Below are 15,066 nucleotides of genomic sequence, written 5' to 3'. Positions count from 1 at the left end.
TATGGCTCGTCGTATTATGTTGGTTCCTATCTCTACAGGGGTAGGTTTAACCTCAGTATCGGTGGGTTTGGTAAGGGCGCTGGAACAGAAAACTGTTAAAGTTAATTTTTTTAAACCTATAGCTCAACCACGCGCGGGTGAAACAGGCCCAGAAAAGTCAACACAAATTGTTACCCAAGGCTCACCTATTGATCCACCTACGTCATTTGCGCTGGATTATGCCGAGCAAATGATTGGCGATGGCAAAGGCGATGACCTGCTAGAAGAAATTGTAGAGCGTTTTCAAAGTAAAATTAACGATGATGAAGTGGCTATTATTGAAGGCATGGTGCCTACCCGTCGCCAACCATATGCGGGGAGAGTAAATCGCGAAATCGCACAAACTTTAGGGGCGGATATCATTTTTGTACTTACCCCTGGCAATTACAACATTACTCAAATTGAAGACCGACTAGAAATAGCCGCTGGTAACTATGGTGGCATTGACCATCCTCGCGTGCTTGGCTGTATTTTTAATAAGGTAAACGCCCCCCTTGATGAGGAAGGTCGTGCTCGCGCCGATTTAGTCGATACCTATAAGCCAGAAGCGCTTGATAACGAATTAAACCGCTTAGCTTCTTTACCTATTTTTAGAAAAAACCCGTTTATGTTACTCGGCGCTATTCCGTGGGATTTTGAACTGGTTGCCCCACGTGTTAAAGATTTAAGTGCCTATCTAAAAGCCACTATTATCAACGAAGGTGATATGGTACACCGCCGACTCAGACGAATTACATTTTGTGCCCGCACGGTATCCAATATTTTAAACTATTTTACGCCAGGTGCGTTATTGGTTACCCCTGGCGATCGCTCAGATATACTCGTTGCAGCTTGCTTATCGGCCATGAATGGCACAAAACTAGGTGCAATTTTACTTACCGGTGGTTTTGAGCCTGAGCCGCGTATTATGGCGCTATGTGAACAAGCTATGCAAACTGGCCTACCAATTTTGGCAACCGAGGGCGATACCTGGCGCACTTCTTTATTGTTGCATAACTTTAACCTAGAAGTGCCTAGCGACGATGAACAACGCATTGAAAAAGTAAAAGATCATAACGCTGCACATATCGATTCTGATTGGCTGGACACATTAGCAAAAAGTGTGGGAAAAACCCGCAAGTTATCCCCGCCGGCCTTTAGGTATTTATTAACCGATAAAGCACGTAAAGCGGATAAAACGATTGTACTGCCTGAGGGTAACGAACCTAGAACCATTAAAGCCGCTGCTATTTGTGGCCAGCGCGGCATTGCTAAAACAATTTTACTTGGCGATCGCGATGAAATATTTCGAATCGCGGAGCAACAAGGGATTGAACTGAACGAGCATGTGACTGTAATAGAGCCAACTAGTATTATTAATGACTACGTAGCACCTATGGTCGAAATTCGTAAAAACAAAGGCTTAACTGACGTTATTGCAAAGGAACAACTGCAAGATAACGTGGTACTGGGCACCATGATGCTAGAGCAAGGAAAAGTAGATGGGCTGGTTTCAGGGGCAGTCAATACCACGGCTAATACCATTCGCCCGCCTTTACAGTTGATTAAAACCGCACCAGGTTCATCATTAGTCTCGTCGGTATTTTTTATGCTTTTGCCTGATCAAGTGCTTGTTTATGGTGACTGTGCTATTAATCCTGATCCTAATGCTGAACAACTAGCCGACATTGCAATTCAATCTGCCGATTCTGCTGCCGCATTTGGCATAGAACCTCGTGTAGCAATGATAAGTTACAGCACGGGTAATTCGGGCAGTGGCGCTGATGTAGAAAAAGTCCGCGAAGCAACAAAAATTGCCCAACAAAAGCGTCCTGATCTCATTATCGATGGGCCATTGCAATACGATGCGGCCATTATGGAAAGTGTAGCTATTAAAAAAGCGCCAGATAGCCCGGTTGCCGGTAAAGCAACCGTGTTTATTTTCCCTGATTTAAATACGGGTAATACCACCTACAAAGCAGTGCAACGAAGTGCTGATTTGACCAGTATTGGTCCTATGTTACAAGGCATGCGCAAACCTGTTAACGACTTGAGCCGTGGCGCATTAGTTGACGATATTGTGTATACCATTGCTTTAACAGCCATTCAGGCGGCGCAAGTAGAAGCGCTTAATTAAGGCCTGTAATTAACATGCCTTTTTTATAGCCTAGCCATTTTTTGTTTAATAATCAACTGGTTAGGCTATTTATACCTCACAACCCCCAAGCTTATCCACAGAAATTGTGGACAATTATTTTTTAGCTAATAAAAATATAGCACGGCCTAAACTTGAGCCTTTAATTTAGCTTCAATACTCTATACTATAAAGCTATTATTTTGCTGCTGGCGATACGTTTAATGTCAAAACAAACATTACAATTACACAGCACCGTGTTATCTATTCATAGTTTAGCCCTTGATGCTGACATACCGCCTGCGCTGTTAAAGCAACCGTTATTTTTTATCTCAAAAACGCATGATGAACTGTCAGTTGTTTGCCCTGTCGACTTTATTATTGATAGCCAAGACACTGAATCTAATTGGCAAGCACTGGAGGTAATAGGCCCTTTAGGGTTTTCGTTAACTGGCATTATGGCAAACCTGTCAGGCGTATTAGCCAGAGCCGGCGTGTCCATTTTTTCGATATCGACCTACGATACCGACTATATTTTAGTAAAAAAACAAACGGTCACCAAAGCAATTACAGCCCTTAAAGCCGATGGCTACAACGTGGTAACTCAATAAATAATGAAATCTGAAGACGTTAGCTATTTAACTAAAAATAAAATACCCCGAAACGCGATACAAATCACGAGTCCGTTCAGTGGTAAAGTAATGCCAATGGAAGAGCATCCACAACCCTTTTTTCGTTTTGGCACACTCGGCCCAGGTATTGTTGTTAGTTTATCGAGTCATAAAGTATTAGCGCCCTTCAATGGCACCTTACTGCAGGTAAAAAGTGCCGGTTGTGAATTTATTTTAAAAGCCAATAACGGCTTAAAAGTATTAATAAACCTAGCTGTTCCCGATTCACAAACACTTACGCATACTCATATTGCTCAGCTTAACGGCAGCAAAATAACCAAAGGCCAACGCCTTGCTTATTTTGATTTACGTGAGCTCGACTCGCCTATTTTAGCCAGCCTTATAATTCTCAACGGCCATAATTTAGGCACTTTTCATTATTCTCACCCGCAAGTTAATGCCGGTGTAGATACCTTATTAACTATTATTAAAAAGGAGTAGATTTATGATCACTCTCTATGGCATTAGCAACTGCGATACAATTAAAAAAGCAAAAAAATACCTAAGCGATAACGACATCGCATTCACTTTCCATGACTACCGCAAAGACGGCGTTAATAACGACATGGTAAGCGACTTTGCAGAACATATTGATTGGGAACAATTGGTTAATAAACGTGGCACAACGTACAGAGCGCTTACTGATGAGCAAAAACAAAGCTTGACTAAACAAACCGCTATAGATTTACTCGTTGAACAACCGGCGATGATCAAACGTCCTGTTCTTGTTAATAACGGGCAATATCACTTAGGCTTTAAAGCAGCACAATACGATGAGATTTTTAAATAATGACCCATCCAGTAATTACCCTAGCCCAAGCCTTAATTCAGCGAGAGTCGGTTACACCTGAAGATGCCGGGTGCCAACATATTATGAATGAACGTCTAAGCGCCATTGGCTTTGATATTGAATCGCTATTTTTTACCGATACCCTAAACACATGGGCACGTAAAGGGACCCAATCGCCCCATTTTTGTTTTGCCGGTCATACTGATGTGGTGCCCACTGGGCCTGAAAAAAACTGGCAGCACCCGCCTTTTGCAGGCCTAATTGAAGACGGCTTATTGCATGGCCGTGGCGCTGCCGACATGAAAGGCTCATTAGCAGCGATGATTGTGGCAACCGAACGCTTTGTGACTAAACATCCAGATCACAAAGGTTCCATTTCGTTTTTAATTACCTCAGATGAAGAAGGCCCGTTTATTAACGGCACTACCCGCGTTATTGATACTTTAGAGGAGCGCGGTGAAAAAATAGACATGTGCCTTGTAGGTGAACCCTCTTCTCGCGATGTACTCGGTGATGTGGTTAAAAATGGCCGCCGTGGTTCACTCACGGGGTTTTTAACTATAAAAGGCGTGCAAGGTCATGTGGCCTATCCACATTTAGCACAAAACCCAATTCATTTAGCCACGCCAGCTTTAGCCGAGTTAAGCCAAACTGTGTGGGATATGGGTAATGATTTTTTCCCAGCCACCAGCTTTCAAATCTCTAATATTAATGGCGGTACGGGCGCAGGCAATGTGATCCCTGGGGAGCTAGAGGTACAATTTAATTTTAGATTTAGTACCGAAGTTACTCATCAACAACTACAACAAAAAGTAAATTCCATTTTACAAAAACACAATTTAAATTATGAACTCAATTGGATTGTGAATGGCTTGCCGTTTTTAACCGATCACGGCCCATTGGTTGATGCCACCGTAGCCGCCATTAAATCGGTAACGGGGTTAACCACTAACTTAGAAACAACAGGTGGCACCTCAGATGGTCGTTTTATCGCACAAACGGGTGCTAAAGTTATTGAATTAGGGCCACGTAATGCCACTATTCATAAAGTGGACGAGTGTGTTAGCACCGACGACCTAATCGCGCTGGCCGATATTTACGAACAAATATTAGAGCACCTGTTAACTTAATGACTGCAAATAAAGAACTCATACAATGCATCACTGGCCAAAGTGATGCACATTTAGTTGCCATACAAAATCACTCTTTGCATGCCGATATTGTAAATGACTTTATTGCACTGCAAACAGCGGCTGCATCAGCAGGCCTTGACTTATGTATTGCATCAAGTTTTCGGGATTTTAACCGTCAATCAGCTATTTGGAACGCTAAATTTTCCGCTAAGCGGCCGGTATTAAACAAAGCCCAGCAACACGTTGATATTAATTCGCTCAGTGATATTGATAAATGCATTGCCATTATGCTTTATTCTGCGCTACCGGGGGCGAGTCGCCATCATTTAGGGACTGATTTAGATATTTACGATAAAGGCGCAGTAAGTGACGATTATGTTTTGCAATTGAGTCCTAATGAATATCAGCAAGGTGGGCCTTTTGCTAAACTAAGCCAATGGCTAGACACTCATCTAGCAGAATTTGGGTTTTATCGACCTTACCAGTTCGACTTAGGCGGGGTAGCTCCTGAGCTTTGGCATATTAGCCACATAGCGCAATCAGCACAGCTTATTCGCCACCTTACGCCAGAAGTGTTGCACGACTGCATTAAACACAGTGATTTATTAGGTAAAGACGCTATTTTAACCCACTTACCTGCATTGTATGAACGCTTTGTGATCAATGTAAGTCCACCAGCTAAGCAGTTTTAGTCTTTTTATTTAAAGTAAAAACCAATACCGCTAGTAAAATGATACTGCTGGGGAGCATAAATTGTACAGTTAATGTTTCAGATAAAAACACAGCCCCTGCAATAGCCGCCAAAACGGGTACGCATAACTGCACTATGGCTGCATGCGTGCTCTTTAATAGTGGCATAGCCACATACCAAATACTGTACCCTACGCCAGATGCGATGGCACCTGAGGCTATTGCAAGTAACGCTCCTTCGATACGTATATTTTTAAGCTGGCTCATTCCCACCACAATTAAAATAGGTAGCACTAATAAACTACGAATAAAATTAAAGGTAGTAGCTCTTAGCGGCGACACACACGCCTTGCCACGAATACTGTAAATTCCCCACGCAATGCCACTTATACTCATTAATAATGCAGCCATCAGCGGTGGTGCTGTCTGTGAGGGCAGCATTAAGTAAACAAATGCCGCAAACGCCACTATAAATGCAAGCCATTGCACAGCACTTAAACGCTCTTGTTTATATATGCCCCAGCCAATCATTGTAAATTGCACCGCTGAGAATAAAATAAGCGCCCCCATACCGGTATCAAGCTCGATATAAGCAACAGAAAAACACAGCGCATATATCAATAAGCTAGCACTGCTTCGCCAACTGCCAGTATCGTTAATAATAGGATTACTTAACTGCGCTTTTTTATTTAACTGCCTAGTGTAGAGCAGCATAATAATGGTCAAACACACTGCCCCACTCATTAACCTAATAACGGTAAAATTCCACGCATCAATGTAGCCTTGCGCCAACGCTAACCGACACAATAATGAGTTTGCAGCAAAAGCAACTAACGCGATAATGGTAAACAGTGTTGCTTTCAAATTAATTCCTAACGTATTGATAAATATGTACCGTATTTATATACCGATTAAATTAACGCCCAATGTTGTAAACGTTAACATGGTTATTTTTTAAATGATAAAGTTTTTGTTAAGGGTTTTTGTTCTATGTTTATACACTACGCTTTTTTACAATCTTTCACACTTGTATTTATTGGCAGTATGTTAACCTTACAGAATAAATAAGAAGGAGTGCGTGTGCGTCACATTTTAACTTTTAGTCTTTGCTTTATTGTAAGTGGTTGTAGCACCATTGGCTTTGACGATCTCTTTAATGATTACGCCACTAATACCACCCCTATTAGACAAGCCATTACGAATAATAATATTGAGAGTGCACGCTCCTTAATAAGCAAAAACAGCAAAACACACAGTAATTATTTACTGAGCCAATTAGAGCAAGGCCGCATCGCGGATTTAGCCAATAACCCCGATAACGCACAAATTCATTTTGAAAATGTCTATCAACAAATGCAATCTAAGCGCCAAGCTGCAAAAATACAAGTAAGTGCTGGGCTTGAGCAAAGTAATGCGCTGTTAACCAACGACTCAGCTATTGGTTATACACCGCCCGCCTACGAAATGAGTATGTTGCATAGCTACAAAGCGCTCAATTATGTTTATAAACATGATATTGAAAGCGCCTTAGTTGAAATACGCCGTGCTAATAAAGTACAAGTTGATGAACTACTAAATAATCAAAGCGAATTTGATAATGCCGTTGCCCAAGCACAGCAACACTACCCCAATATGGATAACTTAATTCGCTCGGCTAAAAATGGCTTTCAAAATGCGTACACGTTTTATTTATCAGGCTTGCTATATGAAACGGCAAAGCAAGGAGATGATGCCTACATAGACTATAAAAAAGCGCTCGAAATACAACCTAACAATCCGTATTTACAACACGATGTACTGCGTCTTGCTAAGCAACAAGGTTTTGCTGATGACTATAACCAATTTAAACGCCAGTTTGGCGAAGTTAACAGCTTAGAAAAAAACCAAGGTGAAGTGGTTATATTATTCGAACAAGGCCTGATACCAAAACAACACGAATTTAAATTACGATTACCCATTTATACTTCACAAGGAGACGCCCGCTTTTATAGTCTCGCCATGCCCATTTATATAAATAATGCTTATGAAAGCACCGTTAACAACGTCAAAATTAATGACCATGTATTATCACTAAGCCCGTTAGTACACTTAGAAGCATTGGCCGCTAAAACGTTAGAGCAGCAAGTTGCTGAGCGCGTATCGAGACAAATATTTCGCTTAGTGGCGAAAGAAAAGCTGCGCGCTGAGCTTGCCCGCAGTGGCGGTGATGTAGGGAATATTTTAGCAAACTTATATAATCTTGCATCTGAGCAAGCCGATACTCGCAGCTGGCTTACCTTACCCAATCAAATTAGTCTTGCCCGCAGTGCAGTGGCTGCAGGCGAACATACCTTAAATGTTGGCTCACAACCGCCAATAAATTTTACCGTTAGTAAGCAAAGGTTAACGTTAATCTACCTAACCTCTGTTAATAACTATTTTAACTCCCATGTAGTGCAACTTTAGGAGCCATCATGAAATACATACTCCCCATTATTGCGTTGTTTATGCTTAGTGCATGTAGCAGCCGACCTGTAACCTCAGGCATTGGAGTTGAACAAACTACCAACGCCTACAAAGAGCAGCTCAATGTTAACAATCCACAGTTAGCAAAAAAGCTATTAATTAGTGATGTAAAAACCCGTCAAACAAATAACTTAACCGACGTGGTAGTCACCTTGGCGAGTACCTATAAAAAGTCACAATATTTACAGTATCAATTTAACTGGTTTGATAAAGATGGCTTTGTAATTAAAGGCAACCACTCGCCGTGGCAAGCCCTCACATTATTTGGCTTTGCTAAAACTCAACTTGCAGGACTCGCGCCTAGCCCTAATGCCGTTACTTTCTCTTTAGCTGTAAGAGAAGTGTCTACTGAAGCTCAAAAATTTAAAGATTAAAGGAAACCATGATGATCAATAAACAATTCAAATCACTCTCTGGCTATGCAATTTTAGGCCTAGCCGCACTCACACTAACCGGCTGTGCTAATAAAGCAGTCGTTAGTTATGGTGATGCCCAAGCCGTAGAAACCACAGATATAAACTTTGGCTCTACCGACCTACAAAAAGTAGCCTCGCAAATGACCGACTCACTGCTCAGTTCGCCAGTGGTTGGTACTATGACTGCCAATACACGCCCTGTGGTATTTGTTGAGCGTATTAAAAACAAAACCAGTGAACACATAGACACTGAGTCAATTACCGACTCAATTTCGACTCAATTACTTCGCAGTGGAAAATTTAGATTTGTTGATATGACCCGTGTAGAAGCGGTTCGTGAACAACTTACATTTCAAAATGAAGATGCACTGATCAATCCAAGCACTGCGGTGGCCTTTGGTAAACAAATTGGTGCGCAATATATGCTGTACGGTAACCTATCGAGCATTGTTAAATCCAATGCTGATAAAGCCGATGTATACTACAAATTTACAATGCGCTTAATGGATATGCAAAGTGGCCTTGTTGAATGGGCTGACGAAACTGAAATTCGTAAAACCCGTGAAAAATCTACCTTTGGTTGGTAACTAACAGGAGCGAACCATGAAAACACTTAGCTTATTTTTATGCACTTTATTAATATTTAGCGCCCCCACTTTTGCCAACTATGAACGCAATAAAGCCGTTCCTGTGCAGCAAGTACTATTTGGTAAAGTGAAGTCGGTGCGCAACATTACAGAGCAACAATTGGTTCACGATAAAAGTAACGGTTGGAAAACCTTTGGGGGTGCCCTATTAGGTGGTGTTATTGGCAACCAGTTTGGTGGTGGCAGCGGTCGCACAGTAGCGACTATTTTAGGATCAGTGATTGGTGGTAATGTTGCGCATAATCAGCAACAGACACAACGCTATGAAAACCTCCAATTAGTTGAACTGCTAATACAAGTAGAAAGTGGTGAGCAATTTATGGTGGTACAAGACAACGATCCCGCTATGCGTTTTCACCAAGGTGATAATGTGCGTCTTATTTATTTAACTAATAACACAGTCCGCGTAGATAGCGCTTATTAGAGTCTATTTATGTTTCGAGCTTAATTATTAAAGTTCCAACAAAAAACCTAACTTAGGTCGCTAAGTTAGGTTTTTTTAATGTATTCACTTTTATTTATTAAGCGGGTTCTTTTGCCCAAAGCTGCTCGTTTTCATGCATTTCATATAAACCATGTGCACGGTTAATCAGTAAATTTGCAAAATCAGCTTGGGTTTTATCTCGCGCACCCGCGGTAATAATTTGATCGGCCTTTAACTGCCACTGCAGTGAAAAATAACGCATTGCATCGCGTGCATCTTTTGCTGCAGACGCTTCAGCATGATCAGTTGGTAAACGACCGGTGATCACCCAGTAGCTTTTACCGTTTTGCGCTTTAAATTTCCAAAGCGCACATAAAGGCGCTAAAAAGCGACTTTCTTTTTCAAGCAATGTTTTGGGCATAATGCCTTTTTCAGCTAAATGCTTTTGCGCATTTTGAAAGCATTCGCGCTGCCATTGAATTTCTTGTTGCTGAAGTTCAGCTTGCTGCTCTGGTGTTAATGGTTTTTGTTCTTGTTGCTGCATTTTAATAACCTTTTTACTTCTTTGTTTACACTTTAAGGGCATAACAAATAAGGCGCAAGCATAAATAGCGTGCTTAACACCTTATTCGCAGCTGTTTGCTGGGTTTTTAAGCAAACCGATTATTTTATGTTGTGATCAAACGACCCCACATCACCGGGGAACACCACTGGCGATTCAACACCCTGTTTATTCACGCTAGCAACGCCAAAATAGTAGTTATCAATAACCACATTTTTAAGCGTAAACTCGCTAACATTATCAACCCATTGGCTGTATTGCCATTGTGGCTCACTCGTATAGCGCCAGTAAATTTTGTAACCGGCAATATTTTTATCTTCCGATGGTTGCCAAGAAAGTGTGGTACTGGCGCGTACGGCACCACTAATTTTCACTTCTTTCGGTGGCGCTGGTGCCCATGCCATTGACGCTAGGCTCACCGCATTCAATGACGTGAGTTTTGCGGCGTAATCAAAATCAACCCCATCGATGGTATCACCGTACACTATGCCATTTTCGGTGCGTAGGTCTTGATGTTGACGGTCGTAATGCTCGTTAGTTTCCATTATACGTACAGCCGCAAAGCCCGCATCATTAAATGGGCGATGATGCCCTCCTCGAGCAAATCGGTCGAGTCTGTATACCAGCATAGTGTCTAAATTTTCAATGTACTTATCGGCAATGGTGTCTATGTAACGCGCTAAATTACGACTCGCTGAGTCAACTTCGCCACCTGTAAAACGACGAGTACGCGCTTGCTCTTTGGTTTCAACCACTCGCGTCCCTTCTGAAAAAATGCGTGCAGTGGTGTTATCGGTTACGCCATTAATACCGGTAATATTACCAATCATGTCGTTATTTAAAACACCATGAACCTGCCAATTATTTTTTTGCGCATAAGCGGTTAAAATTTTACCGCCAAATAAACCTTGCTCTTCACCTGAGAGCGCCGCGTAAACAACCGAGCCATTAAATGTATATTTCGATAAAACACGCGCTGTCTCAATAACACCGGCAATCCCTGAAGCGTTATCGTTTGCACCTGGCGCATCGCTGGTAAAATCCATTACATCACTAACGCGCGAGTCTATATCACCCGACATCATCACCATACGATTAGGCTCAATGCTGCCGCGCTGAATCGCAATTATGTTAACCACTTCTACAGGGTTAGGAATGCGCTTTTCTCCCGAAATGGTTTGTTTTACCTCTATTATTTCTAAGCAGCCACCACATTGTGCCGAAATCGCTTCAAATTCTTTTTTAATCCAACGCCTTGCAGCGCCAATACCACGTGTATCAGACTTAGTCTCTGATAGCGTATGTCGCGTACCAAAACTCACCAGCGTTTGAATATCACTCTCAATACGCTGCGCCGAAATTTCTTGTGCAATTTTATGCAATGATGCTTGTTGTGTAGACTCGCCAGCAAAGCTTGTAAGCGTTACAGAGCATAATGATGTCAACACACCATACTTTATAAGTCGATTAACTAACTTTAAACCTAAATAAGACATCGCATTGTTATCCTCATAATGAATGCTACCAACATGACAGCAGAAACCAATAACCGCAAACCTTTTGAGATAGACACTAAAAATCACACGCTTAATTACAGATTATTAACACCTTGAATTTTACTTACAATTTAACCCTCACCAAACAAGTCCTCTGTTCAAGCACACTATTTTAATAAAAATAATCACTTATACTGTTTTGACCGTATATAGTGCTAAACAAAATTAATCAGCTATCATTTTATAAAGGCTAATTTAATCAATAAGGTGCTGAAATAACATGAAGAAACACGAAAAATTACCAGATGATCATGTTGATCCCCTGATTTACTAAATCCGGTTATATTTAGGCTCTAGCTCGCTGCCCGTTGAACTGGTTATTGCTACCGCATTGATGGTTGTGGCGTGTAAAATTATTGTCCTCGATTTAAAATTAGTGACCTCAGAGCAAATTGTTGGCCTGGCGTTAGTTACTTTAGCACTGGATATATCGTATTGGCTGGTAAAAAATAAAACCGGCCACACTAAGCTATAAACGGTTAACTCAACTTGAGTTAACCGACGCACACCTCATTCCCACTGCGCCTTTGTGTTTTACAATGGTATAATGGGACATCTTTATAAATATTTAATTAAGCAGTTAATATGTATCGACTATTTGAACGGATGACTAAACCGTTCCCAGAGCGTTCTCCATCTCAGCCTCCTAAAACCCTTTTTGCATTTTGTCGTCACTACACCAAAGGCATGGAACTGTCGTTAGTGCTTATGTCGCTCAGTGCCGCATTACTCGCTATTTTAGAGGTGTCTTTATTTAGTTATATGGGCCAACTGGTTGACTGGCTTGGCGAGTACACACCTGAAGAGCTGTTTTCGCAGCAACAATCCGCGTTAATAAAAATGGGGTTAATGCTTTTAGTCGTCATGCCTGTAGTGGTGTTTTTTAGATCAGCTATTTTACACCAAGCGCTATTGGGGAATTACCCTATGTCGATTCGTTGGTTGGCACACCGTTATTTACTGCGTCAAAGTGTCAGCTTTTATCAAAACGAATTTGCTGGGCGTATCGCTACAAAAGTATTACAAACCTCATTAGCAGTACGTGAGTCAGTCACTAAGTTACTTGATGTACTTATGTACATTGCTGTTTACTTTGGCTCAATGGTGTTTTTAGTGGCCGCCTCAGACTGGCGTTTAATGTTGCCATTATTAGTGTGGTTAGCATTGTATATTTGCGTGCAAATTTACTTTGTACCCCGATTAAAAAGTATTGCAAGTTCACAAGCTGATGCACGCTCAGAAATGACCGGCCGTATCGTCGACAGCTACACAAATATTTCAACCATTAAGCTGTTTTCTTACACTCAACGCGAAGAACAATACGCTAAACAAAGTATGGATGTATTTTTACAGCCTGTTTATAAACAAATGCGCTTGGTCACCAGCTTAAACGTGGTTATTCAAAGCTTAAACTATTTGTTAGTGTTTTCGGTAGCAGCTGTGTCTTTGTATTTATGGTCGTTAAGCGCCATTAGTGCAGGAGCGATTGCCGTGGCATTGAGTTTATCATTAAGGCTCAATGGCATGGCCCAATGGATCATGTGGGAAATTAGCAGCTTGTTTGAAAACATTGGCACCGTGGCTGATGGCATGCGCACCCTTTCTTATCCTATTGCGGTGGATGACAAACCAGAAGCCGAAACGTTACAGGTCACCCAAGGGGCAATCGACTTTAATAATGTACATTTTAACTACGGTAAAGCCGCGAATGAAAATAACCGTGGCCCCGTAATAAACGGATTAAACTTAAACATTAAACCCGGTGAAAAAATCGGCTTAGTGGGTCGCTCTGGCGCGGGTAAATCCACATTAGTTAACTTGTTGCTGCGTTTTTACGACACCGACAAAGGCAGCATTAGTATTGATGGCCAAAATATTACGGATGTAAGCCAAGAAAGCCTTCGCCGCTATATTGCTATGGTTACCCAAGATACATCCCTACTACATCGCTCAGTAAAAGATAACATTTTATACGGCAGACCCGATGCCACAGAAGCCGAAATGCTCGATGCGACTAAGCAAGCCAAAGCCCTTGATTTTATAACCGATTTAGAAGACAGCAAAGGCAACAAAGGCTTTGATGCGCAAGTTGGCGAACGAGGGGTCACCCTGTCAGGCGGTCAGCGCCAACGTATTGCTATTGCACGCGTGCTACTTAAAAACGCGCCAATCCTCATACTTGATGAAGCCACCAGCGCTTTAGACTCAGAAGTCGAAGCGGCTATTCAAGCAAGCTTAGATGATTTAATGACAGGTAAAACAGTAATCGCCATTGCCCATCGATTATCGACCATTGCACAAATGGACAGACTCATCGTGCTTGATGAAGGCGGCGTTGTAGAGCAAGGCAGTCACGATGAATTAATTGCCCAAGGCGGCATTTATGCTGCTCTTTGGGCACATCAAACCGGCGGCTTTATTGGCGTTGAGTAATTAAACTAATTGAGGGCGGGCTATTATAGCCCGCTCTTGTTTGCTAAAATTAAACTTATTCTTTGATTTTAAAGCTATTTATAGTTATTTAGTCGAATTTTATAGTCTACCTCTTGCCCTACTGTTTTTTAAATGCCACATTCGCGACTGACTTTTTATCATTCATCAAGCAATTCACCATGTCATTTTTAAGCAAACATAAATACACCCTCTATGGGGTGTTCGCTATTTTACTTTGGAGCAGTTTAACTGCCTTTATTCGTGATTTATCAGAATTATTCAGCCCAATTGGCGGTGCTGCTTTAATTTACAGCGTCAGTGCGATTTTTTTAATACTAGTCATGGGTGTACCAAGGCTAAGCAATTACCCAAAACGCTATTTAGTCTTTGGTGGCAGCTTATTTGTTATTTACGAAATGTGTTTAGCGTTATCCCTCGGCTTTGCAAATAGTCGCCAACAAGCGTTAGAAATGGCAATTATTAACTACCTTTGGCCAGCGTTAACCATTTTATTTTCGATTATTGTTAACCGCACTAAAGTAAGCGTATTAGTCTACCCGAGCATACTGATTGCATTTTTAGGCGTTGCATGGTGTATTGCAGGCAACAGTGGTTTATCTATGGCTGTATTAACCGCTAATATTAGCGACAACCCATTGCCCTACTCTATGGCGTTTGCAGCAGCGTTTATTTGGGCTGTGTATTGCAGTGTAACGGTTAAACTTAGCGAGGGTAAAAATGCCATTAGTGTATTTTTTGCAGCCACGGCAATCTCTTTATGGATAAGTTACGGACTGAGTAATGAACCCAGCTTTGAGTTTAACGTATATTCTAGTTTTACTTTATTGCTGGCAGGGGTGGTTATTGGTGGAGGTTACGCACTATGGAACCAAGCAATAATTGGCGGTAACCTAGTGTTGTTAGGCACCTTGTCTTACTTTATTCCTGTATTGTCTACGCTATTTGCCTCTATTTACTTATCACTATCGCTCACCAACGCATTTTGGCAAGGCGTAGTATTAGTTACATTAGGCTCATTAATGTGTTTTATGGTGACCCGAAAAACAAAGCCAGCCCAATAAAATAA

The 15,066-nt window shown here is 41.5% G+C and carries 16 protein-coding genes; 13 read left to right on the top strand and 3 right to left on the bottom strand.

The window, feature by feature from the left end; all coding sequences use genetic code 11:
* Position 1: 1 nt before the first annotated feature.
* The 6 genes from pta to MTN96_RS03345 all read left to right on the top strand — a co-directional run bounded on the left by pta (position 2) and on the right by MTN96_RS03345 (position 5,438).
* Positions 2-2,155, top strand: a complete 2,154-nt coding sequence (gene pta, locus MTN96_RS03370; protein WP_248530744.1) for a phosphate acetyltransferase — start codon at positions 2-4, stop codon at positions 2,153-2,155.
* 221 nt (positions 2,156-2,376) lie between these two features.
* Positions 2,377-2,763, top strand: coding sequence for an ACT domain-containing protein (locus tag MTN96_RS03365; RefSeq protein WP_029609972.1), 387 nt, complete (start codon positions 2,377-2,379; stop codon positions 2,761-2,763).
* Positions 2,764-2,766: 3 nt separating this feature from the next.
* Positions 2,767-3,264 carry a PTS glucose transporter subunit IIA gene (locus MTN96_RS03360; protein ID WP_248530743.1) on the top strand — a complete coding sequence of 166 codons (498 nt, stop codon included), beginning with the start codon at positions 2,767-2,769 and terminating at the stop codon, positions 3,262-3,264.
* Between the two features lie 4 nt (positions 3,265-3,268).
* A complete protein-coding gene (locus MTN96_RS03355) occupies positions 3,269-3,613 on the top strand; it encodes an ArsC family reductase (protein ID WP_013464787.1) in 345 nt (114 codons plus the stop codon).
* Positions 3,613-4,743, top strand: a complete 1,131-nt coding sequence (dapE, locus tag MTN96_RS03350) for a succinyl-diaminopimelate desuccinylase (protein WP_248530742.1) — start codon at positions 3,613-3,615, stop codon at positions 4,741-4,743. Before MTN96_RS03355 ends, dapE begins: the two co-directional genes overlap by 1 nt.
* Positions 4,743-5,438: a M15 family metallopeptidase gene (locus MTN96_RS03345; RefSeq protein ID WP_248530741.1), complete on the top strand. Its 696-nt coding sequence runs from the start codon at positions 4,743-4,745 to the stop codon at positions 5,436-5,438. The genes dapE and MTN96_RS03345 overlap by 1 nt, the downstream gene beginning before the upstream one ends.
* Here MTN96_RS03345 and MTN96_RS03340 read toward each other — a convergent pair.
* On the bottom strand, positions 5,425-6,300 hold the full coding sequence (locus MTN96_RS03340; protein WP_248530740.1) for a DMT family transporter: 876 nt from the start codon (positions 6,298-6,300) through the stop codon (positions 5,425-5,427). The two genes, MTN96_RS03345 and MTN96_RS03340, sit on opposite strands and share 14 nt — an antisense overlap.
* A 216-nt stretch (positions 6,301-6,516) precedes the next feature.
* Here MTN96_RS03340 and MTN96_RS03335 point away from each other — a divergent pair, with 216 nt between their 5' ends.
* Genes MTN96_RS03335 through MTN96_RS03320 form a run of 4 tightly spaced genes read left to right on the top strand, consistent with a single transcriptional unit; the run spans position 6,517 to position 9,428 of the window.
* Positions 6,517-7,881 (top strand): adenine DNA methylase, encoded by a 1,365-nt coding sequence (locus tag MTN96_RS03335; protein WP_248530739.1) that lies wholly within the window; start codon positions 6,517-6,519, stop codon positions 7,879-7,881.
* 8 nt (positions 7,882-7,889) lie between these two features.
* Positions 7,890-8,315: a YcfL family protein gene (locus tag MTN96_RS03330; RefSeq protein ID WP_036982869.1), complete on the top strand. Its 426-nt coding sequence runs from the start codon at positions 7,890-7,892 to the stop codon at positions 8,313-8,315.
* Positions 8,316-8,326: 11 nt separating this feature from the next.
* A complete protein-coding gene (gene lpoB / locus MTN96_RS03325; protein WP_051894383.1) occupies positions 8,327-8,944 on the top strand; it encodes a penicillin-binding protein activator LpoB in 618 nt (205 codons plus the stop codon).
* 16 nt (positions 8,945-8,960) lie between these two features.
* Positions 8,961-9,428: a glycine zipper 2TM domain-containing protein gene (locus MTN96_RS03320; protein ID WP_248530738.1), complete on the top strand. Its 468-nt coding sequence runs from the start codon at positions 8,961-8,963 to the stop codon at positions 9,426-9,428.
* Positions 9,429-9,525: 97 nt separating this feature from the next.
* Here MTN96_RS03320 and MTN96_RS03315 read toward each other — a convergent pair whose 3' ends face one another.
* Positions 9,526-9,972 (bottom strand): DUF4826 family protein, encoded by a 447-nt coding sequence (locus MTN96_RS03315; RefSeq protein WP_008110031.1) that lies wholly within the window; start codon positions 9,970-9,972, stop codon positions 9,526-9,528.
* A gap of 119 nt (positions 9,973-10,091) precedes the next feature.
* A complete protein-coding gene (locus MTN96_RS03310; protein WP_248530737.1) occupies positions 10,092-11,486 on the bottom strand; it encodes a M28 family peptidase in 1,395 nt (464 codons plus the stop codon).
* Between the two features lie 394 nt (positions 11,487-11,880).
* On the opposite strand from MTN96_RS03310, the gene MTN96_RS03305 reads away from it, so the two are divergent.
* The 3 genes from MTN96_RS03305 (at position 11,881) to yddG (ending at position 15,061) form a co-directional block, all read left to right on the top strand.
* A complete protein-coding gene (locus MTN96_RS03305; RefSeq protein ID WP_248530830.1) occupies positions 11,881-12,021 on the top strand; it encodes a phosphate-starvation-inducible PsiE family protein in 141 nt (46 codons plus the stop codon).
* Between the two features lie 110 nt (positions 12,022-12,131).
* Positions 12,132-13,979, top strand: coding sequence for an ABC transporter ATP-binding protein (locus MTN96_RS03300; RefSeq protein ID WP_248530736.1), 1,848 nt, complete (start codon positions 12,132-12,134; stop codon positions 13,977-13,979).
* 179 nt (positions 13,980-14,158) lie between these two features.
* The gene (gene yddG, locus MTN96_RS03295) at positions 14,159-15,061 is read left to right on the top strand and encodes an aromatic amino acid DMT transporter YddG (protein WP_248530735.1); all 903 of its coding nucleotides are present in this window, start codon (positions 14,159-14,161) and stop codon (positions 15,059-15,061) included.
* Positions 15,062-15,066: the final 5 nt, after the last annotated feature.

The organism is Pseudoalteromonas sp. 2CM28B (assembly GCF_023161935.1).
The sequence above is the reverse complement of the archived record's forward strand: the minus strand, read 5'-3'. Positions and strand labels throughout refer to the sequence as shown.